The 26,199-nt window shown below is 70.2% G+C and carries 24 protein-coding genes, 1 rRNA gene and 1 riboswitch; of the genes, 15 read left to right on the top strand and 10 right to left on the bottom strand.

The window, feature by feature from the left end; genetic code table 11:
• The 11 genes from rrf to ACZ4EG_RS13985 form a co-directional block, all read left to right on the top strand.
• Nucleotides 1-95 (top strand): 5S ribosomal RNA (gene rrf / locus ACZ4EG_RS14035); the annotation flags it as partial.
• A 107-nt stretch (nt 96-202) separates the two neighbouring features.
• On the top strand, nt 203-811 hold the full coding sequence (locus tag ACZ4EG_RS14030) for a CDP-alcohol phosphatidyltransferase family protein (RefSeq protein WP_453554209.1): 609 nt from the start codon (nt 203-205) through the stop codon (nt 809-811).
• Nucleotides 812-923: 112 nt separating this feature from the next.
• Complete coding sequence (locus tag ACZ4EG_RS14025) at nt 924-3,419, top strand: sugar phosphate nucleotidyltransferase (RefSeq protein ID WP_467790803.1); 2,496 nt, start codon at nt 924-926, stop codon at nt 3,417-3,419.
• A gap of 168 nt (nt 3,420-3,587) precedes the next feature.
• Nucleotides 3,588-4,427: a DUF881 domain-containing protein gene (locus ACZ4EG_RS14020; protein WP_363300035.1), complete on the top strand. Its 840-nt coding sequence runs from the start codon at nt 3,588-3,590 to the stop codon at nt 4,425-4,427.
• Entirely contained in the window at nt 4,424-4,756 is a 333-nt protein-coding gene (locus ACZ4EG_RS14015; RefSeq protein WP_006134295.1) for a small basic family protein, read from the top strand. The genes ACZ4EG_RS14020 and ACZ4EG_RS14015 overlap by 4 nt, the downstream gene beginning before the upstream one ends.
• A gap of 5 nt (nt 4,757-4,761) precedes the next feature.
• A complete protein-coding gene (locus ACZ4EG_RS14010) occupies nt 4,762-5,598 on the top strand; it encodes a DUF881 domain-containing protein (RefSeq protein ID WP_467790802.1) in 837 nt (278 codons plus the stop codon).
• A gap of 130 nt (nt 5,599-5,728) precedes the next feature.
• The gene (locus tag ACZ4EG_RS14005) at nt 5,729-6,619 is read left to right on the top strand and encodes an FHA domain-containing protein (protein ID WP_453554203.1); all 891 of its coding nucleotides are present in this window, start codon (nt 5,729-5,731) and stop codon (nt 6,617-6,619) included.
• 17 nt (nt 6,620-6,636) lie between these two features.
• The gene (gene ftsR, locus ACZ4EG_RS14000; RefSeq protein WP_453554201.1) at nt 6,637-7,374 is read left to right on the top strand and encodes a transcriptional regulator FtsR; all 738 of its coding nucleotides are present in this window, start codon (nt 6,637-6,639) and stop codon (nt 7,372-7,374) included.
• An 86-nt stretch (nt 7,375-7,460) separates the two neighbouring features.
• Nucleotides 7,461-7,934: a bifunctional nuclease family protein gene (locus ACZ4EG_RS13995; protein ID WP_026253112.1), complete on the top strand. Its 474-nt coding sequence runs from the start codon at nt 7,461-7,463 to the stop codon at nt 7,932-7,934.
• 259 nt (nt 7,935-8,193) lie between these two features.
• Complete coding sequence (locus ACZ4EG_RS13990; RefSeq protein WP_453554199.1) at nt 8,194-8,877, top strand: MerR family transcriptional regulator; 684 nt, start codon at nt 8,194-8,196, stop codon at nt 8,875-8,877.
• A gap of 82 nt (nt 8,878-8,959) precedes the next feature.
• A complete protein-coding gene (locus tag ACZ4EG_RS13985) occupies nt 8,960-10,351 on the top strand; it encodes a DNA polymerase IV (protein WP_467790801.1) in 1,392 nt (463 codons plus the stop codon).
• 111 nt (nt 10,352-10,462) lie between these two features.
• Here ACZ4EG_RS13985 and ACZ4EG_RS13980 read toward each other — a convergent pair whose 3' ends face one another.
• The gene (locus tag ACZ4EG_RS13980) at nt 10,463-10,834 is read right to left on the bottom strand and encodes a PRC-barrel domain-containing protein (protein ID WP_453554195.1); all 372 of its coding nucleotides are present in this window, start codon (nt 10,832-10,834) and stop codon (nt 10,463-10,465) included.
• 114 nt (nt 10,835-10,948) lie between these two features.
• Nucleotides 10,949-11,044: riboswitch (glycine riboswitch) on the top strand.
• Between the two features lie 175 nt (nt 11,045-11,219).
• Between ACZ4EG_RS13980 and gcvP the strand changes: the two genes are divergently transcribed.
• Nucleotides 11,220-14,105: an aminomethyl-transferring glycine dehydrogenase gene (gene gcvP, locus ACZ4EG_RS13975; protein ID WP_467790800.1), complete on the top strand. Its 2,886-nt coding sequence runs from the start codon at nt 11,220-11,222 to the stop codon at nt 14,103-14,105.
• Nucleotides 14,106-14,194: 89 nt separating this feature from the next.
• On the opposite strand, the gene ACZ4EG_RS13970 is transcribed toward gcvP, so the two are convergent.
• From ACZ4EG_RS13970 to modA, 5 genes are read right to left on the bottom strand one after another with little or no spacing between them, the layout of a single operon-like run.
• Complete coding sequence (locus tag ACZ4EG_RS13970; RefSeq protein WP_453554191.1) at nt 14,195-14,614, bottom strand: TOBE domain-containing protein; 420 nt, start codon at nt 14,612-14,614, stop codon at nt 14,195-14,197.
• A gap of 28 nt (nt 14,615-14,642) precedes the next feature.
• Entirely contained in the window at nt 14,643-15,734 is a 1,092-nt protein-coding gene (locus ACZ4EG_RS13965; RefSeq protein WP_467790799.1) for an ABC transporter ATP-binding protein, read from the bottom strand.
• A complete protein-coding gene (locus ACZ4EG_RS13960; protein WP_467790798.1) occupies nt 15,731-15,877 on the bottom strand; it encodes a hypothetical protein in 147 nt (48 codons plus the stop codon). Before ACZ4EG_RS13960 ends, ACZ4EG_RS13965 begins: the two co-directional genes overlap by 4 nt.
• 23 nt (nt 15,878-15,900) lie before the next feature.
• Nucleotides 15,901-16,767 (bottom strand): ABC transporter permease, encoded by an 867-nt coding sequence (locus tag ACZ4EG_RS13955; protein WP_467790797.1) that lies wholly within the window; start codon nt 16,765-16,767, stop codon nt 15,901-15,903.
• Complete coding sequence (modA, locus tag ACZ4EG_RS13950) at nt 16,764-17,600, bottom strand: molybdate ABC transporter substrate-binding protein (RefSeq protein ID WP_467790796.1); 837 nt, start codon at nt 17,598-17,600, stop codon at nt 16,764-16,766. Before modA ends, ACZ4EG_RS13955 begins: the two co-directional genes overlap by 4 nt.
• 208 nt (nt 17,601-17,808) lie before the next feature.
• On the opposite strand from modA, the gene ACZ4EG_RS13945 reads away from it, so the two are divergent.
• The gene (locus ACZ4EG_RS13945) at nt 17,809-18,297 is read left to right on the top strand and encodes a molybdopterin-dependent oxidoreductase (protein ID WP_467790795.1); all 489 of its coding nucleotides are present in this window, start codon (nt 17,809-17,811) and stop codon (nt 18,295-18,297) included.
• A 19-nt stretch (nt 18,298-18,316) separates the two neighbouring features.
• Here ACZ4EG_RS13945 and ACZ4EG_RS13940 read toward each other — a convergent pair whose 3' ends face one another.
• The gene (locus ACZ4EG_RS13940; RefSeq protein WP_467790794.1) at nt 18,317-18,712 is read right to left on the bottom strand and encodes a TOBE domain-containing protein; all 396 of its coding nucleotides are present in this window, start codon (nt 18,710-18,712) and stop codon (nt 18,317-18,319) included.
• Between the two features lie 117 nt (nt 18,713-18,829).
• Here ACZ4EG_RS13940 and ACZ4EG_RS13935 point away from each other — a divergent pair, with 117 nt between their 5' ends.
• A complete protein-coding gene (locus tag ACZ4EG_RS13935) occupies nt 18,830-19,429 on the top strand; it encodes a DUF1707 SHOCT-like domain-containing protein (RefSeq protein WP_467790793.1) in 600 nt (199 codons plus the stop codon).
• Here the strand turns inward: ACZ4EG_RS13935 and ACZ4EG_RS13930 are convergent.
• Both ACZ4EG_RS13930 and ACZ4EG_RS13925 read right to left on the bottom strand, forming a co-directional pair.
• On the bottom strand, nt 19,407-19,925 hold the full coding sequence (locus tag ACZ4EG_RS13930; protein ID WP_467790792.1) for a hypothetical protein: 519 nt from the start codon (nt 19,923-19,925) through the stop codon (nt 19,407-19,409). The genes ACZ4EG_RS13935 and ACZ4EG_RS13930 overlap by 23 nt on opposite strands.
• A 156-nt stretch (nt 19,926-20,081) precedes the next feature.
• Entirely contained in the window at nt 20,082-22,040 is a 1,959-nt protein-coding gene (locus ACZ4EG_RS13925) for an APC family permease (RefSeq protein WP_467790791.1), read from the bottom strand.
• Nucleotides 22,041-23,079: 1,039 nt separating this feature from the next.
• On the opposite strand from ACZ4EG_RS13925, the gene ACZ4EG_RS13920 reads away from it, so the two are divergent.
• Nucleotides 23,080-24,492: a hypothetical protein gene (locus tag ACZ4EG_RS13920; RefSeq protein ID WP_467790790.1), complete on the top strand. Its 1,413-nt coding sequence runs from the start codon at nt 23,080-23,082 to the stop codon at nt 24,490-24,492.
• A gap of 18 nt (nt 24,493-24,510) precedes the next feature.
• Here the strand turns inward: ACZ4EG_RS13920 and ACZ4EG_RS13915 are convergent, their stop codons facing one another.
• Complete coding sequence (locus ACZ4EG_RS13915; protein WP_467790789.1) at nt 24,511-26,085, bottom strand: Na+/H+ antiporter; 1,575 nt, start codon at nt 26,083-26,085, stop codon at nt 24,511-24,513.
• Nucleotides 26,086-26,199: the final 114 nt, after the last annotated feature.

The raw sequence follows: 26,199 nt of genomic DNA, 5'->3' as shown, positions 1-26,199 counted from the left end.
AAACGCCCGGTTACATTCCGAACCCGGAAGCTAAGCCTCACAGCGCCGATGGTACTGCAGGGGGGACCCTGTGGGAGAGTAGGACACCGCCGAACTCCCTTTAGAGCTCCGGCTCTTGGGCATGAAGCCCAGGAGCCGGAGCTTTTTTGCGTTGAGGTAAGGTCAGGGGGCATCGTTGGTTCGTTTCCCAGGAGGCCCCCGGGTGGAGGTCCAGGAGACCCGTGTCCAGACGGACCGGGTCCTCACCATCCCGAACATCCTCAGCATGGCGCGTCTCCTCGGCGTGCCCGTCTTTCTGTGGCTGATCCTCCGGCCGGAGTTCGGGGGTCCCAAGAGTGATGGTTGGGCGCTGCTGGTGCTCGCGCTGAGCGGGATCAGCGACTACCTGGACGGGAAGCTCGCGCGGCGCTGGAATCAGATCAGCAGCCTCGGCCGGCTGCTCGATCCCGCTGCCGACCGGCTCTACATTCTCTCGACGCTGGTGGGCCTCACCTGGCGCGAGATCCTGCCGCTCTGGCTGACCGCCGTGCTGCTGGCGCGAGAGCTGGTTCTGCTGGTGATGGTGGGCATCCTCAGGCGCCATGGCTATCCGCCGCCGCAGGTGAACTTCTTGGGGAAGGCAGCCACCTTCAATCTGATGTACGCCTTCCCGTTGCTCCTGCTGAGTGACGGAAGTGGATGGATCTCGTCACTCGCTGCTATTTTCGGATGGGCGTTCGCCGGATGGGGTACAACGCTGTACTGGTGGGCAGGAGTGCTCTACGTGGTCCAAGTCCGCCGCCTGGTACGTGCGGACGCCATGGCCGATTGAGCTCGGCGATTGTCCGGACGTAGGGCTCGATGGCCCGCGGCGGAAAAGTGCGGGACAATCTTGACGGGTGAAGTCGGCTGGACCGTCGTCTCTAGAGGAGGACGCTTCCGACATGAAGGCCGTCGTGATGGCCGGTGGTGAAGGCACACGCCTTCGCCCTATGACCTCGAGCATGCCCAAGCCGCTCCTTCCGGTAGTGAACCGCCCGATCATGGAGCATGTGCTGCGGCTGCTCAAAAGGCATGGGCTCACTGAGACCGTCGTAACCGTGCAGTTCCTGGCCTCGCTCGTCAAGAACTACTTCGGTGACGGCGAGGAGCTCGGAATGGAGCTCACATATGCCAATGAGGAGAAGCCACTCGGTACCGCCGGAAGCGTCAAGAACGCCGAAGAGGCGTTGAAGGACGACGCTTTCCTTGTCATCTCCGGCGATGCCCTGACCGACTTCGACCTCACCGAGCTGATCAACTTCCACAAGGAAAAGGGCGCGCTGGTCACGGTCTGTCTGACGCGTGTGCCCAATCCGCTGGAGTTCGGCATCACCATCGTCGACGAAGAGGGCAAGGTCGAGCGTTTCCTCGAGAAGCCGACCTGGGGCCAGGTCTTCTCCGACACGGTGAACACGGGCATCTATGTCATGGAGCCCGAGGTGTTCGGCTATGTCGAGGCCGATGTTCCCGTGGACTGGTCGGGCGATGTCTTCCCGCAGCTCATGAAGGAAGGCAAGCCGGTGTACGGCTATGTCGCCGAGGGCTACTGGGAGGACGTCGGTACGCACGAGTCGTATGTGAAGGCCCAGGCCGACGTACTGGAGGGCAAGGTCGACGTCGACATCGACGGGTTCGAGATCTCCCCGGGTGTGTGGGTGGCAGAGGGCGCCGAGGTGCATCCGGACGCCGTTCTCCGGGGGCCGCTCTACATCGGTGACTACGCCAAGGTCGAGGCCGGCGCGGAAATCCGTGAGCACACCGTCGTCGGGTCGAACGTGGTCGTGAAGACGGGCGCATTCCTGCACAGGGCCGTCGTGCACGACAACGTGTACGTCGGGCAGCACTGCAATCTGCGGGGCTGTGTCATCGGAAAGAACACCGACATCATGCGGGCGGCCCGGATCGAGGACGGCGCGGTCATCGGCGATGAGTGCCTGATCGGCGAAGAATCGATCGTTCAGGGCAACGTTCGGGTCTATCCGTTCAAGACCATCGAGGCCGGTGCCTTCGTCAACACGTCGGTCATCTGGGAGTCCAGGGGCCAGGCGCATCTGTTCGGCGCGCGTGGGGTGACCGGCATCCTGAACGTCGAGATCACGCCGGAACTCGCCGTGCGGCTGGCAGGCGCCTACGCGACCATGCTCAAGAAGGGCTCCACGGTCACCACGGCCCGCGACCACTCCCGGGGTGCCCGTGCGCTGAAGCGTGCGGTGATCTCCGCACTGCAGGCCAGTGCGATCGACGTACGGGACCTGGAGAACGTACCGCTGCCCGTGGCCCGGCAGCAGACCGCTCGCGGCAGTGCCGGCGGGATCATGATCCGGACCTCACCGGGTGTGCCGGACTCCGTCGACATCATGTTCTTCGACGGGCAGGGTGCCGACCTCTCACAGGCGAGCCAGCGGAAGCTGGACCGGGTGTTCGCGCGGCAGGAGTACCGCCGAGCGTTCCCCGGTGAGATCGGTGACCTGTACTTCCCGGCGAGTGTCTTCGACTCGTACACCGGGTCGCTGCTGCGGAACATCGACACCACCGGGATCGCCGAGTCGGGGCTCAAGGTGGTCGTGGATGCCTCGAACGGCAGCGCCGGGCTCGTACTCCCCAGCCTGCTCGGAAAGCTCGGTGTGGACTCGCTGACCATCAATCCCGGCCTCGACGAGTCCAGGCCGACGGAGACGGCCGATGTCCGGCGGTCGGGGCTGGTGCGCCTCGGCGAGATCGTGGCGTCGTCCAGGGCCGCGTTCGGGGTGCGCTTCGACCCTGTGGGCGAGCGGCTGTCCCTGGTGGACGAGAAGGGGCGGATCATCGAGGACGACCGGGCTCTGCTCGTGATGCTGGACCTGGTGGCCGCGGAGCGGCGCAGCGGACGTGTGGCGCTGCCGGTGACCACGACCAGGATCGCCGAGCAGGTGGCCGCCTACCACGGCACCCAGGTCGAGTGGACCACCACTTCTCCGGACGACCTCACGCGCGTGGGGCGTGAGGAGGGGACGATCTTCGGCGGTGACGGCAAGGGCGGCTTCATCGTCCCGGAGTTCAGCGGTGTCTATGACGGTACGGCGGCCTTCGTACGGCTGATCGGGCTGGTGGCGCGCACACAGCTCACCCTCAGCCAGATCGACGCGCGGATCCCGCGGGCGCACGTCCTCAAGCGGGACCTGGCCACGCCATGGGCCGTGAAGGGACTGGTCATGCGGCGGGTCGTGGAGGCGGCCGGAGACCGCTCTGTCGACACGACGGACGGAGTGCGCGTCGTGGAGACCGACGGGCGCTGGGTGATGGTGCTGCCCGACCCCGCCGAGGCGGTCACGCATCTGTGGGCGGAAGGGCCGGACGACGCCTCCGCACAGGCCCTGCTCGATGAATGGTCGGCGATCGTAGACAGCGCCGGACGGTAAAACCCGCTGCACGCGCGCGTGCCGGACAAGTGTCCCCCAAGGGGGCCTGTCCGGCACGCCGGTGGGGCCATTCGGAGGTACTGGTCGCGACGTGCGACGATGTGCGGCATGCCGCAGCAACCCCCCGTTCGGAGCACGGCCTCGCGGCCGTCGCGCCCGGACGCCTCCATGTCGTTGATCACCAACGTCATGGATCACAGCCTCGACGACGGGTACGCCGAGGCCGCCGCCCGGAAGCAGTCCCAGGGCGAGGGCGGCATGCCGAAGACCCTGAGGGCGAAGCTCGGTCTCGCCGGCGGTCTGGTGCTCGCGGCGCTGGTCGTGACCGTCGGCGCGGCCCAGGCGCGGGTGGCGGCCCCGGTCGTCGCCAAGGAGCGGCAGGAGCTGATCGACCGCATCGACCGGGAGACCTCGTCGGCGGACAAGCTGGAGGGCACCGTCGACAAGCTGCGCGACGACGTGAGCGCGCGCCAGCGGGAGGCGCTGAAGCACAGCGGTGGCAGCGGCCAGGCGGACCTGGTGGGAATCCTGTCCGGCGCCACGGCGGTGCACGGCCCCGGTGTGAAGCTCGTCGTGAACGACGCGAAGGAAGCCACCACGGGCGGCAACGCCGGCAATCCACGCGAGACCACCGATTTCTCCGACACCGGCCGGGTGCGCGACCGCGACATGCAGCGCGTCGTGAACGGGCTGTGGGCCTCCGGGGCCGAGGCGATCTCCATCAACGGGCAGCGGCTGACCGCCCTGTCCGCGATCAGGGCCGCGGGTGACGCGATACTGGTCGACAACAAGCCGCTGGTGCCGCCCTACACGGTGCTCGCGGTGGGGGACGGGGACAGGTTGAGCACCACGTTCCAGAACAGCGCCGACGGGCTGTATCTGCATGCCCTTGAGGAGAACTACGGCATCCGGACCGGCATCTCCACGGAGAGTGACGTCCGGCTGCCCGCAGCACCGAGTGTGATCGTACGTACAGCACAGCCGAGCACTGAGAAGGGCACATCGTGATCGCCGTACTGGGCCTCATCGTGGGAGTCGTGGCCGGCCTGTTGGTCCGTCCTGAGGTTCCGGCGGTCGTCGAGCCTTATCTGCCGATCGCCGTCGTCGCGGCGCTCGACGCCGTCTTCGGTGGCCTGCGGGCCATGCTCGACGGGATCTTCGACGACAAGGTCTTCGTGGTGTCGTTCCTGTCGAACGTGGTCGTGGCCGCACTGATCGTGTTCCTGGGCGACAAGTTGGGCGTGGGGGCGCAGCTGTCCACGGGTGTCGTGGTGGTGCTCGGCATCCGGATCTTCTCCAACGCGGCGGCGATCCGGCGCCACGTGTTCCGGGCGTGAGAACGATGAGCAACGAGGACGAGCAGCCGGAGAACAGGCTGCGCAAGGAACTGCCCGCGGAAGTGCCCGCGCCGGCCCCCGACGCCGAGCAGGCGGCGGAGGAGCAGCCCGAGGCCCCGCTCACGGGCCGCCAGCGGTTGGTGAAGGGCTTGTGGCCGCCGCGGTTCAGCAGGGCCCAACTCATCGTCGCCCTGCTGCTGTTCGGCCTCGGCTTCGGTCTGGCCGTGCAGGTGGCGTCGAACAGCGACAGTGACAGCGCGCTGCGCGGTGCCCGTCAGGAAGATCTCGTTCGCATCCTCGATGAACTGGATGACCGTACTCAGCGTCTTGAGGACGAGAAGCAGGGACTCGAGAAGCAGCGGTCGGAACTGCAGAGCAGCTCCGACCAGGCGGCCGAGGCCCGCAAGCAGACCGCTGAGAAGGAGAAGCAACTCGGCATTCTGGCGGGCACGGTGGCCGCGCAGGGTCCCGGCATCACGATCACGATCGACGACACGAAGGGGACGGTCCAGGCGGACATGCTGCTCGACGCGATCCAGGAGCTGCGCGCGGCCGGTGCGGAGGCGATCGAGGTGAACGGCGTTCGGGTCGTCGCCAACACGTATCTGACGGCCTCCGGCAAGAGTGTGAGCGTCGACGGGAACAAGATCAACGCCCCCTATCGTTTCAAGGTCATCGGCAAGCCGCAGGACCTCGAACCGGCGCTCAACATCCCCGGAGGCGTGGTGCAGACCCTTGAGAAGGAGCAGGCCGTCGTGACCGTCGAGCGGTCGACCAAGATCGTGGTTGACGCCTTGCGGGCGGCGAAGCGGCCTGACTACGCTCGGTCGTCCTCCCAGTGAACCGGTGGTGCATGGGGGCCGTCCGGCAGGGGCATGAGGTTGCGGGGGGTCGGCGCACCGAAGAGGTGGCGCGTGGTGGAAACTGTCTGGTGGATACGGACGTTGTGAAGGTGTCCGGGTCGACCGGTGTATGCAATCAGGGTTCGTCCTGCCCCACGGGCGGGTCTGTTTCGGTCAAGGGGAATCGCCCGTGAAGTTGTTTGCGAAGTTGTTCGGCAAGAGCGCGCGAGAGGGCAGCGACAACGCGACCGCTCGCCATCGCGCACAGCCTGACGCAGAGGGCCAGCGCCCGCTGTTCCGTGACCAGGTCCCTGGTCCGGGCGGTGACATTTCCGGCGGCCAGGGCGCGCCGTCTGTTGACCCTGCCCAGTCCGGCGGCATAGGTTTCGGGCAACCGTCAACCTCAAGTACGGGTGGAGGGTTTGCCCCCGACCCGTATGCGTCCAATGCCCCCGCGGGGCAGCCGCGGCAGGAGGATCCGTCCATGTCGGTCCTGGTGTGTACGAGGTGCGGTAACCGGAACGCGGAGAACGCCCGGTTCTGTTCCAACTGTGGTGCCCCGCTGCGTGCCGGCGTGGCGCCGGAGCGTGCGTCCGAGACGACGTCCACGATCTCCATCTCCGGTCTTGAGGCCTACGACGCCGAGGTCACCGGTCAGACGCAGATGCCGGCGCTCTCTCCCGAGGCGCAGGCGGCCGTGGACGCGCTGCCGATGGGCTCGGCGCTGCTGGTGGTGCGTCGTGGGCCGAACTCCGGCAGCCGCTTCCTGCTGGACGGCGAGCTGACCACGGCCGGGCGTCACCCGCAGAGCGACATCTTCCTGGACGACGTGACGGTCTCGCGCCGCCACGTCGAGTTCCGGCGCTCTCCGGACGGTTCCTTCACGGTGGCCGACGTGGGCAGTCTGAACGGCACGTACGTCAACCGCGAGCGGATCGACCAGGTCGCCCTGTCGAACGGTGACGAGGTGCAGATCGGCAAGTACCGGCTGGTCTTCTACTCGAGCCGGCAGGGCATCTGACCCGTCAGGGAAGATCCATGCTTCAAACACCGAGCGGCGGTGCCGGTCACGGTGCCGCCGCCGCGGACAGTGGGCTGATGAGCATCGGCACGGTGCTGAACGTGCTGCGCGGCGAGTTCCCCGAAGTCACCATCTCCAAGATCCGTTTCCTGGAGTCGGAGGGGCTCATCGAGCCGCAGCGGACGCCGTCGGGGTACCGCAAGTTCAGCGCCGGTGACGTCGAGCGTCTGGGCCACGTCCTGAGGATGCAGCGGGACCACTATCTGCCGCTCAAGGTGATCCGGGAGCACCTGGACGCCGTGGAGCGCGGCGAGGCCGTGCCGCTGCCCGTCGTGGGACGTCAGCGGGACGGCGAGACCGTCTTGGAGCCGTGCGACACGCCCACGGCGGCCCGGATCGGCCGGGCCGAACTGCTGGCGGCCGCGGAGATCGACGAGAGCGCGCTGCAGGAGTGGGAGTCGTACGGGCTCATCGCCCCGCTCGAGGACGGCGTGTACGACGCGGAGACGGTCACCGTGGCCTCACTCGTCGCCGAGCTGGGCCGGCACGGGATCGAGCCGCGCCACCTGCGGGTGATGAAGGCCGCGGCGGACCGCGAGGCAGGCCTGGTGGACCAGGTGGTGGCCCCGTTGAAGCGGCATCGCAACCCGCAGACCAGGGCCCACGCAGAAGCGCGTACGAAGGAGCTGGCGGCGCTCACCGTGCGGCTGCACGCCGCCCTGGTGAAGACCGCTCTCGGGGTGCGTCTGCCGTGAGCGGCGGCGGTGCTCGACAGGCCGTATCGGCCACCCGTTCCCGGCCCGACTACCCAAACGTCCCGGGCACGGCCTAGGGTTGCTGTGTGAACGAGCTCGATGTCGTAGGTGTCCGGGTCGAAATGCCCTCCAACCAACCGATCGTGCTCCTGCGCGAAGTGGGAGGCGACAGGTACCTCCCCATCTGGATCGGGCCGGGGGAGGCGACGGCGATCGCCTTCGCCCAGCAGGGCATGGCCCCCGCGCGACCGCTGACCCACGACCTGTTCAAGGACGTGCTGGAGGCCGTCGGCCAGGAGCTCACGGAAGTGCGCATCACCGACCTGCGTGAAGGCGTCTTCTACGCGGAGCTGGTCTTCGCCAGCGGGGTCGAGGTGAGTGCCCGCCCCTCCGATGCCATAGCGCTGGCCCTGCGCACCGGAACGCCGATCTACGGCAGTGACACGGTGCTCGACGACGCGGGCATCGCGATTCCGGACGAGCAGGAGGACGAGGTCGAGAAGTTCCGCGAGTTCCTCGACCAGATCTCACCCGAGGACTTCGGCACCAGCAGCCAGTGAGGGGGCGGCCGATCCGGCGGACGCGGTCCGTGACGGCTCGGTCGGCGCCCTGTTACGGGCGGGATGTCGGCAAATGCCACCGGCCATTGAGAGCGTCCTACGGACCCCCGCGAGAGCATTCGGCTAGCCTTTCCCCGCGGTGGGGCACGGGAAACCACTCCTAGGGTGATTATCACTCGGCGTGCCGAGTGTGGCGATCGTTGACGCACCCCTGGTGACTGCCTACCGTCGAGAAGGCAGGTCAAGGACGGAGGTCGGCGTGAGAAGCAGCGGCGACGGTACGGCTGGGGGTGCCCCCGGACGCGGTTTCGGGGAGAGCGGTCCGTACCCTCCCTCAAGCTCTCAGCTGCGTTCGAGCAGGGGGTACGCCCATCCCAACGGCGCGGTCGGCCCCGTTCCCCAGCGGCCCTCGGCCGTGCCGAACAGCGGAGGGGCGGGGCCCATGGCGTCCGAGGAGATCGGCTACCGCGGTCCGACGGCCTGCGCGGCCGCCGGCATCACCTACCGGCAGCTCGACTACTGGGCCCGCACGGGTCTGGTCGAGCCGAGCGTGCGGCCCGCGTACGGGTCGGGCACGCAGCGTCTGTACAGCTTCCGGGACGTCGTCGTCCTGAAGATCGTCAAGCGCTTCCTGGACACCGGGGTCTCGCTGCAGAACATCCGTACCGCCGTCGTGCACCTCAGAGAACGCGGTTTCCGCGACCTGGAGCGCATGACGCTGATGAGCGACGGCGCCACGGTCTACGAGTGCACCTCGCCGGACGAGGTACACGCCCTGCTCCAGGGCGGTCAGGGCATCTTCGGCATCGCGGTGGGCGTGGTGTGGCGGGACGTGGAAAGCGCGCTCTCACAGCTGCACGGTGAGCGTATCGACACGGGCGAGACCCTCGTCGGGCACAACCCCGCCGACGAACTGGCGCGGCGGCGCAACCGGGCCGTCTGAGGCGAGTCCCCCCGGGGCGCGGTCGACCGCGCCCCCGTCCCGCTCCGGGGCAATGTCAGTGGCGTGGTGCAGCATCGGAGTTGTGAGAAACGCGCCCACGATCCTGCATCTCGACATGGATGCCTTCTTCGCCTCGGTGGAGCAGGCGTCCAAGCCGAGCCTGCGCGGGAAGGCCGTCGTCGTGGGCGGGCTCGGACCTCGCGGAGTGGTCGCCACGGCGTCGTACGAGGCGCGGGTCTTCGGGGTCCACTCGGCGATGCCCATGGCCCAGGCGCGCCGGCTGGCTCCGAACGCGGCGTATCTCGTGCCGCGCTTCGGCCTGTACCGGACGGTCAGCGAGCAGGTGATGGGGCTGCTGCGGGAGCTGTCCCCCCTGGTGGAGCCGCTGAGTCTGGACGAGGCGTTCATCGATCTGGAGGCCGGGGGAGCGGCCTGGGACGAGGAGTCCGCGCGGCTGGCCGGGGCCAAGCTGCGCACGGACATACGGGCCGTCACGGGGCTCACCGGGTCGGTGGGGCTCGCGGCATCGAAGATGCTCGCCAAGATCGCCTCCGAGCAGGCCAAGCCGGACGGGCTGGTGCTGATCGAACCGGGGACCGAGCGGGCGCTGCTGGGCCCCATGTCGGTGCGGACGCTGCCGGGGGTCGGCCCGGCGACGGGGGACCACCTCCGCAGAGCCGGGATCACCACGGTCGACGAGATCGCCGAGGCGGGTGAGGACGAGCTCGTACGGCTGCTGGGCAAGGCTCATGGGCACGGGCTGTACGCCATGGCGCTGGCGCACGACGAGCGGCCCGTGGTGGCCGAGCGGGAGACCAAGTCGGTCTCGGTCGAGGACACGTACGACGTGGACATCCACGACCGGCTCAGAGTGGGTCTTGAGGTGCAGCGGCTCGCCGAGCGGTGCGTGCGGCGGCTGCGCGGGGCCGGGCTGTCGGGGCGGACCATCGTGCTGAAGGTGCGGCGGTACGACTTCTCCACGCTCACCCGGTCCGAGACGCTCCGCGGGCCCACGAACGATCCGGCGGTGGTGCGGGAGGCCGCCGCGCGGCTCCTCGACTCGGTGGACACGACGGGCGGTGTACGGCTGCTCGGCGTGGGCGTCTCCGGGCTCGCCGACTACACACAGGAGGACCTCTTCGCGCAGGCGGCGGGCGAGCGGGCCGACGCGGCGCCGGAGGAGAGCGTGGGCGAGCCCGCGCCGGAAAGCCCGGCGCCCGTCGAGCGGCACTGGTCGCCCGGTCATGACGTGCGGCACACCGAGTACGGACACGGCTGGGTGCAGGGCAGCGGTCTTGGGCGGGTCACCGTGCGCTTCGAAACGCCGGACTCGGAGCCCGGGCGGGTGCGGACGTTCCGGGTCGACGACGCGGACCTGGAGCCGGCGGATCCGTTGCCGTTGGTCCAGGGAGTGGGGGAGGGAGAGCCGGAGCGGAGCACGGGCGAGCCTCGGGCCGCGACCACGCCGCTGTGAGGCGGCCGCCGGGACCCGGACGGGTTGCCGGAGCGTGGGACGGGCGCGGACAGGCCCGGAGGCTGCTCAGGCCCGCCGTGTCGCCTCCTCGGTCACCCCACTCGTTCGGCCTCAGTTCTCGTCCGTGCCTGCCAGGTTGCCGAAGTCGTGGTCGGGGAGGCGGGGCGGTGGGGCCACGTCCAGGCCGTAGTGGTGGTAGAGCTGGAGCTCCTGCTCCGGGGAGAGATGGCGGCCGACGCCGAAGTCGGGCGCGTCCTTGATGAGGGCTCGGTCGAACGGGACGTGGAGGGTGCCCTCGACCAGTTCACTGGGCTCCAGCGGCACGAAGGCGTCCCGCGAGAACAGGCCGGTGCGTATGGCCGCCCACTCCGGCACGCCGGTCGCGTCGTCGAGGTACACCTCGTCGATCGTGCCGATCTTGGTGCCATTGCGGTCGAACGCCTTGCGGCCGATCAGGTTGCGCGGATCGATGTCGGTCTGCACGGGCCCTCCACATGGTCGCAACTCATCCGTAAGCACTACAAAAGAGCACAATCAAGGAGGCGGCCACTCGAAGGCCCGGGCGTTGACCTCGCTGGTAGTCTTGCAAGCGGCTGCTGACCCCGTGCGGGAGAGTCCTCCGGACATCACCGGAGGCGCCGAAGGAGCAAATCCTCCCCGGAATCTCTCAGGCTCACGTACCGCACGGACGAGGTCACTCTGGAAAGCAGGGCGGGTGTCGACGGCTTCCGCTCTCACCGACGGTGAAAGCCGGTGCCTTCGGGCGACCCGGTGAAGCTCTCAGGTTGAGATGACAGAGGGGGAGGCCGTCGGGGTACCCGTGCCGGGGTGCCCCTCGAAGGTCGCGTCAGACCAGGAGGCCTCCGCAATGACCGCCCAGCGCATTCCGCTCACCGAGCTCGAACAGGGCATCCCCTTCGAACAGCGCCACATCGGGCCCGACCAGGAGGCGCGGGCCAAGATGCTCGCGCACGTCGGTTACGGCTCGCTCGACGAGCTCACCGCCGCCGCGGTGCCGGATGTGATCAAGAACGCCGACGCGCTCGACCTGCCGGGTGCCCGGACCGAGGCCGAGGTGCTCGCCGAGCTGCGCTCGCTCGCCGACCGCAACCAGGTGCTCGGCTCGATGATCGGACTCGGGTACTACGGGACCTTCACCCCGCCCGTCATCCTGCGCAACGTCATGGAGAACCCCGCCTGGTACACGGCCTACACGCCCTACCAGCCGGAGATCTCCCAGGGGCGCCTCGAGGCCCTGCTGAACTTCCAGACCATGGTCGCCGACCTCACCGGCCTGCCGACCTCCGGCGCCTCGCTCCTCGACGAGGGCACGGCCGCCGCCGAGGCGATGGCGCTGTCCCGGCGCATGGGCAAGAACAAGAAGGGCCTGTTCCTGGTCGACGCGGACGCGCTGCCGCAGACCATCGCCGTGATCGAGACGCGTGCCGAGCCGGCCGGTGTCGAAGTCGTGGTCGCCGACCTCAGCGACGGCATCCCGGCCGAGATCGCCGAGCGCGAGATCAACGGCGTGCTCGTCCAGTACCCGGGTGCCTCCGGTGCCGTACGGGACATCAAGCCGGTCATCGACCAGGCACACGAGCTCGGCGCGCTCGTCACCGTCGCCGCCGACCTGCTCGCCCTGACCCTGCTGGTCTCGCCGGGCGAGCTCGGCGCGGACATCGCCGTCGGTACGACCCAGCGCTTCGGCGTGCCGATGGGCTTCGGCGGACCGCACGCGGGCTACATGGCCGTGCGCGAGAAGTTCGCGCGCAGCCTGCCCGGGCGCCTCGTCGGCGTCTCCGTCGACGCCGACGGCCACAAGGCCTACCGGCTCGCCCTGCAGACCCGTGAGCAGCACATCCGCCGCGAGAAGGCGACCAGCAACATCTGCACCGCGCAGGTGCTGCTGGCGGTGATGGCGGGCATGTACGCCGTCTACCACGGGCCGGAGGGCCTCAAGGCCATCGCGCGCCGCACCCACCGCTACGCCACGATCCTCGCCGAGGGCCTCAAGGCCGGCGGTGTCGAGATCGTCCATGGCGCCTACTTCGACACGCTGACCGTCAAGGTCACCGGCCGCGCCGACGAGATCGTCGCCGCCGCCCGGGACAACGGCGTCAACCTCCACCGGGCCGACGCCGACCACGTCTTCATCGCCTGCGACGAGACCACCAACCGGGCCCAGCTGGCCGCCGTGTGGTCGGCGTTCGGCGTCGAGGGCGACATCGAGGCGCTGGACGCGGCGACGGCGGAGGCCCTGCCGGGCGCGCTGCTGCGCTCCGACGCCTACCTCACCCACCCGGTCTTCCGCGAGCACCGCTCCGAGACCGCGATGCTGCGCTACCTGCGCAAGCTGGCCGACCGCGACTACGCGCTCGACCGCGGCATGATCCCGCTCGGCTCCTGCACCATGAAGCTGAACGCGACCACCGAGATGGAGCCGGTCACCTGGCCCGAGTTCGGTCAGCTGCACCCCTTCGTACCGGCCGAGCAGGCCGAGGGGTTCCTCACGCTCATCCGTGAGCTGGAGGAGCGCCTCGCCGAGGTCACCGGCTACGACAAGGTCTCCCTGCAGCCCAACGCCGGCTCCCAGGGCGAGCTGGCCGGTCTGCTGGCCGTCCGCGGCTACCACCGTGCCAACGGCGACGAGCAGCGCACCATCTGTCTGATCCCGTCCTCCGCGCACGGCACCAACGCCGCGAGCGCCGTGATGGCCGGGATGAAGGTCGTCGTCGTGAAGACCGCCGAGGACGGCGAGATCGACGTCGAGGACCTGCGGGCCAAGATCGAGCAGCATCGCGACGAGCTCGCCGTGCTCATGATCACGTACCCGTCCACCCACGGTGTGTTCGAGGAGCACGTCGCCGACATCTGCGCCCAGGTGCACGAGGCGGGCGGCCAGGTCTACGTGGACGGCGCCAACCTCAACGCCCTGGTCGGTCTCGCCAAGCCCGGCCACTTCGGCGGTGACGTCTCCCACCTCAACCTGCACAAGACCTTCTGCATCCCGCACGGCGGCGGTGGTCCCGGCGTCGGCCCCGTGGGCGTACGGGCGCACCTTGCGCCGTACCTGCCGAACCACCCGATGCAGCCCGCGGCCGGCCCGGAGACGGGCGTCGGACCGATCTCGGCGGCGCCGTGGGGTTCCGCCGGCATCCTGCCGATCTCGTGGGCCTACGTCCGGCTCATGGGCGGCGAGGGGCTCAAGCGGGCCACGCAGGTGGCCGTGCTGAGCGCCAACTACGTCGCCAAGCGTCTGGAGCCGCACTACCCGGTGCTCTACACCGGCCCCGGCGGCCTGGTCGCGCACGAGTGCATCATCGACCTGCGTCCGCTGACCAAGGCGACCGGCGTGAGCGTCGACGACGTCGCCAAGCGGCTGATCGACTACGGCTTCCACGCGCCGACGATGTCGTTCCCGGTGGCCGGCACGCTGATGATCGAGCCGACCGAGTCCGAGGACCTGGCCGAGCTGGACCGGTTCTGCGACGCGATGATCGCGATCCGCGCGGAGATCGAGAAGGTCGGCTCGGGCGAGTGGCCGGCCGAGGACAACCCGCTGGGCAACGCGCCGCACACGGCGGCCGCGCTGGGCGGGGAGTGGGCGCACGCCTACAGCCGCGAGGAGGCCGTCTTCCCGGCCGGGGTCTCGGCCGCCGACAAGTACTGGCCGCCGGTGCGCCGTATCGACCAGGCCTTCGGTGACCGGAACCTGGTCTGCTCGTGCCCGCCGATGGACGCGTACGAGGGCTGACCGGCCCCGGTGCAGGCGTGAGGGCTCCCATCCCGGCCGGGATGGGAGCCCTTCGTGTGTCACGCGGTGTCACGCGGGCCCTTCGTGTGTCACGCGGTGGCGAGGGACACCTCGGTCGCCTTGATCAGTGCGACGACGGAGGACCCGGCCGTCAGGGCGAGGTCGGCGACGGCGTCCCTGGTGACCGCGGCGGTCAGCGCACCGCCGTCGAAGGCCAGCTTGACCGAGGCCATCGCGCTGCCGGTGGCGATGTCGGTGACCGTGCCCGGGAGCTGGTTGCGGATCGAGACTCCCTCGACCGGGCCGGTGGCGAGGGCGACCTCGGTCGACTTCACCAGGGCCCGCACGGCCGAGCCCGGAGCGAGGCCGAGTTCGTGCACGGCCTCCAGGGTGATCGCCGCGGTGAGGGCCTGGCCACCGGCGAGACGGATCCCCACGGTGGCCATCACCTCGCCGGGGGTGATGGCGGTGACGGTGCCGGGGAGTTGATTGCGGATGCTCAGCGTCATGAGCACCCACCGTAGGGCTCCGGGTGCCTTATGCCGGGTATGCATGGGTCTGCGTCGCTTTGACCGTCGCCCAGACCGGTGCACCCGGGTGCAGGTCGAGTTCGGCGGCGGCGACCGTGGTGAGGTCGGCGGCCAGCGGGAGGTCGCCGGTGAGGTCGGCGCGGATCTGGTCACCGTGGGTCTCCAGACCGGCGACCTCGCAGCGCCACAGGTTGCGGGCGCTGGATCCGGTGGGGCGGTCCCGGTAGAGGGTGACCGCGCCCGGCGGGAACGCCACGAAGACCGACCCGGTGAGGTCTTCCGTGGTCGTGATGGCGGGACCGGCGTCCAGGCGGACCGTGTGGCCGTCGGCGGTGCCCTTGTAGAGGTTCAGACCGACCAGCTGCGCGATGTAGTCCGTGCGCGGACGGCGGGCGATGTCGGCGGGGGAGCCCTCCTGGACCACGCGGCCGTGCTCGATCACGACCAGCCGGTCGGCGAGCACCATCGCGTCCAGCGGATCGTGGGTCACCAGGACGGCAACCGCCTCGAAGTCGGCCAGATGGCGGCGGAGTTGGGCTCGCACCTCCAGGCGGGTGCGGGCGTCGAGGGCGGCGAGCGGCTCGTCCAGGAGCAGCAGCCGGGGGCGGGTGGCCAGGGCGCGGGCCAGGGCGACGCGCTGTGCCTGGCCGCCGGAGAGGCGGCGGGGCTTGGCACCGGCGTGCTCGGCCAGGCCCATGCGCTTCAGCCAGGCGGCGGCCTGCGCCCGGGCCTCGGCCTTGGTCGCGCCCTGGCAGCGCGGGCCGAAGGCCACGTTGTCCAGGGCGGACAGATGCGGGAAGAGCAGATAGTCCTGGAAGACGACGCCGACCGGGCGGGACTCCGGGGGCGTACGGTCCAGCGAAGTGCCGTCCAGCCGCAGATGACCGTCCGTGAGCCGCACGAGACCGGCGAGCGCCCGCAGGGCCGTGGTCTTGCCGGCGCCGTTCGGGCCCAGCAGCGCGACCACGTCGCCCGGGGTGGCGGCCAGCGTCACGTCGAGCCGGAAGGAACCCTGGTCGACGACGAGCCGTGCGTCGAGCCCGTCACCGCGGACGCCTTCGGCGACGAGCCCGGCGGTGGTGTCGTCGATGTCGGTCATGGGGCGCACATCCAGGGGTCGAGCGGGCTGACGGCCGCCCGTCGGGCGCGGTGCGGCGCGGGGACGGACGCGTTCGTGCGGGTGCCGGGGCCGACGGGGTCCGTGCCGGTGTGGCGCGCGGCCGTGGTGGTGCGTTCGGACACGATCGTACGGCGACCCGTGGTTCTCACGACGTCGTCAGCCAGCGGTCGCGCAGTCCCGCCAGGACCGCGATCGACACGGTCAGCAGCACCAGGCTGAGGGCGATCGCCGCCTCGGGGTCGTTCTGCAGGGCGAGGTAGACGGCCAGCGGCATGGTCTGGGTGCGGCCGGGGAAGTTGCCGGCGAAGGTGATGGTCGCACCGAACTCGCCGAGCGCGCGCGCCCAGGCCAGGACGGAGCCCGCGGCGATGCCGGGGGCGATCAGCGGCAGGGTGACGCGGCGGAACGCGGTGAAGCGGGAGGCGCCCAGCGTGGTGGCCGCCTCCTCGAAGCGCGGGTCGGCGGCGCGCAGGGTGCCCTCGACGCTGATCACGAGGAACGGCATCGCGACGAAGGCCTCCGCGACCACGACCCCCGCCGTCGTGAACGGCAGCGTGATCCCGAACCAGGAGTCCAGCCACTGGCCGACGACGCCGTTGCGGCCGAGCCCGAGGAGCAGGGCCACACCGCCCACCACCGGGGGGAGGACCAGGGGCAGGGTCACCAGCGCCCGTACGAAGCCGCGTCCCGGGAACTCCGTGCGGGCCAGCAGCCAGGCCAGCGGCACACCCAGGATCAGGCTCACCGCGGTCGCCGCGGTCGCGCTGATCAGGGAGAGCTGGAGCGCCTGCCACACCTCGGTGCTGGTCAGCTGGTCCGGAATGCTGCTCCAGGGGGCCCGGACGAGCAGGGCGACCAGGGGGAGCAGCAGGAACGCCAGGGCCACCACGCCGGGGAGCAGCAGCGGCAGCGGCACTCCGCGGCCGGCGCGGCCCGTCCTGCTCCGGCCGCGCCGACGCCGCGGCCCACCCGTCAGGGTGTCCGCGGCACCGGTCTTGTCCAGCGCGGTCACGGCTTGAGGAACCCGGCCGCGGACAGGACCTGCTGGCCCTCGGCGGACTGCACGAGCGCGATGAACTCCTTGGCCGCCGCGGCGTTGTCGGCGTTCTTCAGCAGGGCGATCGGGTAGTCGTTGATGGCCTTGGCCGACTCGGGGAACTCCACGCCCTCAACCTTGTCACCTGCCGCCTTCACATCGGTCTTGTAGACCACCGCGGCGTCGGCCTCCTTCAGCACCACCTTGTTGAGGGCGGACTTGACGTCCTCCTCGTAGGAGACCGGGGTGAGCTTGAGGCTGCTGGCGTCCAGGGCCTTCTGTGCGGCGGCGCCGCACGGCACCGCCTTGTCGCACAGGACGACCTTGAGGTTCGACTTGGTGAGGTCCTTGAGGGAGGCGACCTTGTCGGGGTTGCCCGGCAGGGTGGCGATCTCCAGCTGGTTGCGGACGAAGGTGACGGGCGTGGTGGCCGCGTCCTTCTTGTCCGTCACGATCGCCATGGTCTTGGGGCTGGCGGCGGCGAAGACGTCGGCGGGGGCGCCGGAGGAGATGCTGGCGGCGAGGGTGTCGCTGCCGCCGAAGTTGAAGCTGACCTTGGTGCCCGGGTGCTGCTTCTCGAACTCCTTGCCCAGGGTCGTGAAGCTCTCCTTGAGCGAGGCGGCGGCGAAGACGGTGACCGTGCCGGACAGCTTGGGTGAGGCGGACGCCGAGGAGTCCGACTTGGCCGACGAGTCGGAGGAGGCGGAGGAGTCGTCGGAGGAGGAGCAGGCGCTCAGCGCTATCAGGGCTGCGACTCCTGCACCGGCCACCTGCAGCATCCGCCGGGTCCGGCGCGCGGAACGGGACATCACGATCTGCACCTCTGTTCTTTCGGGAAAAGCGGTCGCGCCCTTCCACGGCCGCCGATCGACGGCCGTGCGGCGATGATACTGCCGCATATGCAAGGTGTACGTCTCCTGTTGCATCGCATGAGCTGGGATCATCGCGGAGTGTGGTATGCATGTGCGTTTGTACGGGGGACCTGGCAGGGTACGGTCATGCCGGAGGTGGTCGCACGTGACGTCCGCGGAACTCGCCCTCACCGGTGACCTGGCCCGGCCGGCCCGGCTGACCGTGTCCGACCTGCACCTGTGGCCGCAGCACCAGGCGCGGGTCAGCTTCGAGTGCGCGACGAGCGGGACGCAGCACCACCGGTTCACCGGTCCGCGTCTGTACGACGTCCTGGCCGACGCGGGGCCCGAGTACGACCCGGTCCGGCGCAAGGACCGGCTGCGCTTCCTCATCGCCGTCAGCGGTACGGACGGCCATCACGCCCTGCTGTCCTGGGCCGAGATCGACCCCGATTTCGCCCACGCACCGGTTCTGCTCGCCGTCAGCATCGACGACACCCCGCTGGACCGGGCCGGACCTCAACTGGTGCTTCCCCAGGACCGGTGCGGGGGCCGGCACATCAGCGGCATCAACGCGATACGGGTGGACGGGGGCTACCACCGCTGGGGGTCGGCGCCGGTCGTACCCGGCCGCGCGCCGGCGTCGGCCTGGTGAAGCGGACGCCCGCCGCTGTTCAGACGCGGTCGATGTGCACGTTCGTCGACTTCACGCGGGCCGTGGCCTCCATGCCGACCTCCAGGCCGAGTTCCTCGACGGCCTCCCGGGTCAGCAGGGAGACGAGTCGGTGCGGGCCCGCCTGGATCTCCACCTGAGCCGCGACGTCGCCCAGCTTGATCGCGGTGACGATCCCGGGGAAGGCGTTGCGGGCCGAGGTGTACGGGGTGTCCTCCTCGGTCGCTCCCGCCTTGGCGAGTTCGACCGAGAACGCGGCCAGGTCCCCGCCGTCGATGAGCCGACGTCCGGCCTCGTCGCGGTGGGTGGTCATCCGGCCGGCGTCGGCCCAGCGGCGGGCGGTGTCCGGGCTCACGCCGAGCAGCCGTGCCGCCTGGCCGATCGTGTAGGACTGCATGCGGATCACGATAGGGCTACGGGCGGGAACGGTGGACGTGGGGTTGGCCGTTGGGTATAACGCGATATAGCGTTAGTTCGCGTGGGCGTGTCCGTACGGTCTGATCGGGGTGAGGGAATGTCGGCTGAGCTCTTGCGCAGCAAGGTTGCGTCGCCCGAGGTGCGGGCCTCGCACGCGGACCGGGACCGGGTGGTGGACGTGCTGACCGTCGCCGCGGGGGACGGCAGACTCACCGCCGAGGAGCTCGACGAGCGAGTGGAGGCCGCCCTGTCGGCCCGGACACTGGGCGAGCTGGCGGCGTTGACGACGGACCTGCCCCATGCGGACGAGCCCGCCCCGGTCAAGGACGTCGTCCGGATCGAGCAACAGGGCGGCTCGGCCTCTCGCCAGGACGACTGGGTGGTGCCGCGGCGGATGGAGGTCGAGTCTGCCTGGGGCGATGTGACGCTCGACTTCACCCGGGCGGTCATCACGCACGACACCCTGCGCATCGACCTGGACATGCGCGGCGGCACGCTGCGGCTGGTGACCCGGCCCGGCGTCGTCGTGGACACCGACTCCCTGGTGCTCGGCTACGCCAAGATCAAGACACGTCCGGCTGGTGACCCGGGGACGCCGGTCGTCCTGCGCGTGGAGGTGTGTGGCCGTATGAGCTACGGCCGGGTCGTGACGCGCCCGCCGCGCAGGGGATGGGTCAGGAGAGCCCCGACGCCTTGAGGACCGCCCGTGTGGTCGAGTCGTCTATTTCGTGGCCCAGCCGTTTCAGCACCTCTGTGCCTTCGCGGAGCGTGCCGTGTTCCAGTGAGCGGCGTGCGCCTGTGTCCAGTTCGTGCCAGAGCAGGGGGTTCGCGATGAGGACGCGTGGGTCGACCTCCAGGCGGTGGCCGTGGGTGTCCCGCAGGACGAGGTGCGCGGAGACGTCGCCGTACTGGCGTACGGTCACCAGCGCGTCAGTGTGGATCGTGTGTCGCCGTGCGAGACCGTGCACCGACAGTCGGCCGGGGCCGGCGGTGACGCGATGTGGCAGCAGGACGCAGAAGGCCGCGGCGGACAGGGCGATCCACAACAGGGCCCGCAGGCGTGTCAGGGTGCCCGCGTCCCAGTCGACCAGCAGGGTCATGCCGAGGAAGGCGAGGGCGCACCCCAGAGCGAACCGGGCGCTGCCGCGCCAGTGGCGGTCGCCGGTCGGGCTCGGACGTCCGCTCCGTCGCATGAGTCGACGCTAAGGTCCCGGGCGTGCCGGGACTCGGGTCGCTGACGGAGCTCTGACGTCGTGGGGCCGGATCTTGACGCGATCCTGACGGCCGGGTGGATGGGATCCCGCGGCCTGGCGGGTGGGCCGGGCCGTCGGGATCCACCTTGGTCCGACTCAGCCGGTGTGGACGCGCGGGCGCCGTGCGCGGTTGGGCTCCGCCTCGCGCAGCACCTCGCGGGTGACCGGGGCGACCTCGCCCTGGCCGAAGAGGAAGAACCGCAGGAAGTTGGCGAAGGGGTTGCCCTCGGTCCACTCGAAATAGATGTGCGGGGTGCAGCCCGTCGAGTCGCGGACGTGCAGGAGCAGCGCCGCCAGGGCGTTGGGGATGGAGGAGGACTCCAGGGTCAGGACGCGGTAGCGGTTGTGGAGCACCTCGCCGCGTACGGTCAGGCCCGCCTCGAACTCGGAGGGGTCGGTGACCGTCACCTCGACGAAGACGAAGTCCTCGTGCTCCGGGAACTCGTTGTCCTCCCGGATCTGCTCGATCTTGTCCCGGTACTCGGCCTTGTCCCGCCGGTCGGGCTCATTGGCGATGAACCGCATCTTGCGGCTGGCCATGTCCCGGACGAATCGTTCCGCCATGCTGTCCAGCTCGACATGGGTGACGCGAAGCTCGAAGGCCCGCGCCAGCCGGGACAGCAGCGAGACCAGGATGATGCCGGCGATGAAGCAGGCACCGATCTTCACACCGTCCGGACGCTCGATGACGTTCACGACGGTCGTGTAGAGGAACACCGCGGAGATCACCGCGAACGCGATCGACCAGTTCCGCTGCCCGGCCTTGCGCGCGGCGATGGTCACCGCGATCGCCGCGGAGCTGATCAGCACCAGCACACCGGTGGCGTAGGCACCGCCCTGCGCGTCGACGTTCGCGTCGAAGAGCCAGGTGACCAGGAAGGCGATCAGGGTGAAGACGATGACCATGGGGCGCACGGCGCGCGCCCAGTGCGGGGCCATGCCGTAGCGGGGCAGATAGCGCGGCATCAGGTTGAGCAGACCCGCCATCGCGGAAGCACCGGCGAACCAGAGGATCGCGATGGTCGAGACGTCGTACACCGTGCCGAAGGAGTTGCCGAGGTACTCGTGCGCGAGGTAGGCCAGCGCACGGCCATTGGCCTGGCCGCCGGACTTGAACTCGTTCTCCGGGATGAGCAGCGTGGTGATGAAGCTGGTGGTGATCAGGAAGCCACTCATGATCACGGCGGCGGTGGTCAGCAGCTTCTTGGTGTCCCGGATCCGGCCGGTCGGCCGCTCCTCGGTGTCGCTCGGGTCGCCCTCGACGTGAGGCATGACGGCGACGCCGGTCTCGAAGCCGGACAGGCCCAGGGCGAGTTTCGGGAAGACGATCAGGGCCAGCCCGATCATGACGAAGACGTTCCCGTGTTCGGCGGTCAGGGCGGTCGTCCAGTCGGTGACCACGTGGCCGGCGGTGGCGACGTGCCACAGGCCGACGATCACGACGACGAGGTTCAGCGCCAGGTAGATGCCGACCAGGGCGACCGCGACGCCGATCGCCTCCAGGAAGCCCTTGAGGAAGACCGCGCCCAGCAGCGCCACGAGGATCAGCGTGATCACCATCTGCTTGCCCTGCAGGAAATCTGTCAGATGCGGGTTCTCCACCAGGTGGGTGGACGCGTCGGCGGCCGACAGGGTGATGGTGATCAGGAAGTCGGTGGCGGCGAAGCCGAGCAGTGTCAGGACGAACAGCTTGCCCTGCCAGAAGGACAGCAGCCGCTCCAGCATGGCGATGGAGCCCTCGCCGTGCGGGCTCTCCTCGGCCACTCGCCGGTAGACCGGCAGCGCGCCGGCCAGGGTGACTATGACGAGCACGATCGTGGCGATCGGCGACAGCAGGCCAGCCGCCAGGGCCGCGATGCCCGGCTGGTAGCCGAGGGTGGAGAAGTAGTCCACACCGGTCAGGCACATGACCCGCCACCAGCGCTGGCCCTTGTGAGCCGGCTCCGGTTCGGCCTCGGCTGCGCCGTGCTGGCCTGCCCCCTTGCCCATGTCGGACAGGCCCTCCAGCATCCAGGCCCGTAGGCGACTGGGCGGAGGGTGTTCGGTCGTGGCCATCGGCCTGCTCCTTGTGCGGCTCAGTGTGTTTCCGGCCATCACGCGGACGGCGGCACCAGCGTATGCAGAGCGTGACGCGTGGGCCCACGGATCACGGGGCCGTGGGCGTCAAGCTTGCGTTAAGAATGGCCTGGCGGGCGGCGGTCACGCATCAAGAAGCGGAGGCCGGGACGCGATCGTCCGGCATTGGACTGTATGGGGGAGGACCGGCTCGCGCGTCGGGGACGGACACCGAGCGTCATCGCGTGCAGCGGCCCCTGGGCAGCCCGGGATGTCCGGTGGCGGCCTCAGCACGTGCGTTTCCTTTCCCGTACGGGTGCGACTCATGTTCAGATCCGCTCGCAGGCGACCGGGCTGCCGACCGCCGCCCCGGCATGCCCGGCGGCGGGCGTCGGCAGGAATCGCGTGGGCGGCTCCGGACGGGACGGTCGGCCGCGAAGGGCCGTGCGGTGCCGGGGCCCCGGCACCGCACGGCGCGCACGTGCGCCGGCGATGGGACGACGACAGGACGACGTGCGCCGGTGCCCGTCGTTGGGAACGGGCGCCCCGGCCGCCTCGATCCGAATTCGGATTGGGGACTCCGGAGCCGTGGGCCGCTGACGCCTGCGGCCTCTTCGGGCGGCCGACGAAGAATCTATCCGCGGACGCCTCCGTAACAGCCCTGCTCAGCAAGGAATTTGCGCTTCTCGTACGGGCAGGGCGAGGGCACCGTCAAGGCCGCGTCAAAGCCGCCTGAGGAGGCGTCAGGGGAGCGTCAAGGGCGACCGCTGGTGGCCGTATCCGGTCGCAGACTGATCGGCACGGGGGACGGGCGACCGTCCGTGGCGTGTACGTGGGAGGGTCCGTGACGATCCCCAAGCTCTCGACTTCGCTCGAACAGGGGAGACCCCGATCGGCCGGTACGTCGCGCATATCTCGGACGGGAGCTGTGGGGCAGCCACCGCGACCGGCGGCCGTCCCGTCAGGGGGCAGCCCCGGACCGCGGCAAGGAGGGGGGCCGCGGACGCAGCGTCCGGGCCAGCGCCTGAGGCAGCAGGCCGTGGCCGCGCGGGCCGCCCTGCGCCGCCGTTACTGGGCCACCGTGCCCGCCCGGCTGCGCCTTATGCGGATGGCCACGGTCCTGCTCGGCGCCGCCCTGACCGTGGTCCTGGCCGTCGCCGGGCTCGCCGCGGGCGGGTCCTGGAACGGCGTGGCCGACCGCGACGCGCCCCGCACCACCAGCGCCGCCGACCTCGACCTCGCCCTCAACGACATGGACGCGCAGGCCGCCAACATCCTGCTGTCCAGCGGAAACGCGGGCCGGGGCGAGCTGGAGACACCGCATGCCAAGGCCGTGGGCAACTACGCCGACGCCCGGCGTGAGATCGGCCACGATCTGCGCACCCTCGCGGTGGCCGCCCAGGGCGACCGGGCCGACGAGAAGACCGTGGAGTCCCTCACCGACGACTTCGCCGAGTACCAGGAACTCGTCGGCCGGGCCTTGGAGAACGACGGCCGCACCGGCGGCAAGCCCGACGCGCTCACCGACTACCGCGACGCCACCGACCTCCTGCAGAACAAACTCCTGCCCGAGTCACGCACCTTGGTGGCCTCCAACAACGCGGCCTTCAACGACCAGTACTCGGCTGCCCGTTCGGCCCTCGCCGCCCAGCTCGCCGCCGTCCTCGCCCTCGGCCTGCTGCTCCTCGGCGCGCTCGGCGTCCTGCAGTGGTACCTCGGCCGGCGCTTCCACCGCATCATCAACCCCGGTGTCCTGGCCGCCACGCTCTGCACGCTCGTCTCGGTCGGCCTCGGCTGCCAGGTGCTCGCCGCCTCCGCGGAGCACCTGCGCGGCGCCCGCCGCGACGCCTTCGACTCCGTTGTCGCGCTCTCCCGCGCCCGCGCGATCGCCTACGACGCCAACGCCGACGAGAGCCGGTATCTCCTCGACCCCAAGCGCCGCACCCGGTACGAGCAGTCCTTCCTGGCCAAGTCGCAGCAGCTGTACGGCCTGAAGGCCGCGACCCTCGCGACGTACGACGCCGATCTCGCCACCACCTGGAAGGCTTACCGGGCAGACCCCGAGGACCTGCGCTTCACCGGCGAGTTCCGGCGCGAGCTGGACAACGTCACCTTCCCCGGGGAGCGGGCCGCGGCCGAGAGGACGGTGGAGACGTACACCGTCTACGAGCGCGACGACCGGAAGATCCGCTCACTGCTCGCGGCGGGCAAGGAGCGTCAGGCGGTCGAGTTCTGCATGGGCTGGGAGTCGGGCACGTCCAACGCCCACTTCGGGGCGTGGATGGCCGCGCTGGACGACGTGACGGACATCAACCGCGCTCACTTCAGGTCTTCCGTGGCGGCCGGCCGCTCCGAGCTCACCGGGCCACTGCCCTGGGCTGCGGGCCTGCTGCCGGCCGCGATGCTCCTCACCGGGCTCGGCCTGCGGCCGCGGCTGGCCGAGTTCCGCTGACCACTCGGCCCGAGTCCGTCAGGCGTCCGCCAGCCGGGCCTCTTCGAGGTCCAGGGAGCGCTGCAGGCGCCTGCGCGTCGTGTCGCTGATCGCGTGCTCGTCGTACAGCCGCTGCAGCTCCGTGCTCTCCACGGCTATCAGGTCGCGGCGCAGCTGCCGGTAGACCAGGTCGGCGGATTCGGCGGGCACGCCGTTGCCGTTGCCGTCGGCCAGCCGGTCGCGGGCGTCGTCGAGACGGGCGTTGAGGCCGCGGCGGAGGCGGTCCAGGACCACGTCGGGTACGGCCTCCAGCTCGGACAGTTCCTCCAGGCGCCGGATGCCCGCGTCGGCGAGGCGGCAGCGGGCGGAGGCCTCCTCGCGTTCCGTGTGGTCGGGTTCCAGGGCGATGCCGGAGCGGCGGACCACCGGGGCCAGCGTGAAGCCCTGCACGACGAGGGTGACCACCACGACCGAGGTGGTCAGCACCAGCACCAGCGGCCGGTCCACCAGGGCGGCACCGCTCTTCGTGGTCTCGGGGATCGACAGGGCCGCCGCCAGCGGCACCACCCCACGGGTGCCCGCCCAGGTCAGCACCATCGGCACCCGCCAGTTCAGGCGCTGGATACCGCCCTTGCGCTGCACCACCGCCGACAGCGGCGCCAGCCACAGCAGCCGTACCGCGATCAGCGTTCCGGCCACCGCTAGGGCGTACAGCGGCCACGCCCGGTCGCCGTCGGCCAGCGCCCGCACCTGCGCGGGCAGCGCAAGCCCGATCAGGCTGAAGACGACGCTCTCCAGCAGGAACACCAGCGTGCCGTAGACGGCGTGCAGCTGGAGCCGTATGCGGGCATTGGTGAGCCGGTCGCCACGGCCGCCCAGGACGACGCCCGCGACCACCACGGACGTGACGCCCGAGGTGTGGGCCGCCTCCGCGAGGACGTAGGACGCATACGGAGTCACCAGGGAGATCACCGTCTCCAGCACCGGGTCCTCGGTGCGCCGCCGGATCACGGTGACCACGGCCGCGACCGCCGCGCCGATGACCGTGCCGCCACCCGCGAGCAGCAGGAACTCACCACCGGCCGAGCCCCAGTTCGCCGCCGCCGAGGCCACGGCGACGCTCACCGCGACCCGGAAGAGCACCAGCGAGGTCGCGTCGTTGAACAGACTCTCCGCCTGGACCAGGACCTGCACCTTCGGCGGCAGCGCCAGCCGCCGGCCGAGCGCGGTCACCGCGACCGGGTCGGTGCTGGCCAGGACCGCGCCGAGCACCAGCGCCATCGGCCAGGACAGCGGGGTCACCAGGGACGCGACCGCGCCCACCGCCGCCGCCGAGGCCAGCACCAGGCCCACCGCGAGAATGCCGACCGGCTTCCACACCACGCGCAGCTCGCGCCAGGACAGTTCCTCGGCACTGGCGTACAGCAGCGGCGGGAGGACGACGAGACCGATGATCTCGGGGCTGATCCCGATCTCCGGGGTGCCCGGCAGCAGGGCCACGGCGAGGCCGGCGACGACCAGCAGCGAGGGGGCCGGAATGCGCCACCGGCGCGCGAAGGTCGCCACCACCGTGGCCAGTACCACGAGTGCGAGAACCGTACCCACGCCGCGCATGCCGTCCCCCTGGGGCCCTGAACGGAGCCACCGTGGCTCCCAGCCGACCAGACTTCCCGGCACACCGCCTTCACCTTATCCGGCCAGGGCCCGTCAAGACAGTGTCAACGTCCC

The sequence above is a fragment of the Streptomyces sp. NPDC025638 genome, from assembly GCF_055558775.1.
The sequence above is the reverse complement of the archived record's forward strand: the minus strand, read 5'-3'. Positions and strand labels throughout refer to the sequence as shown.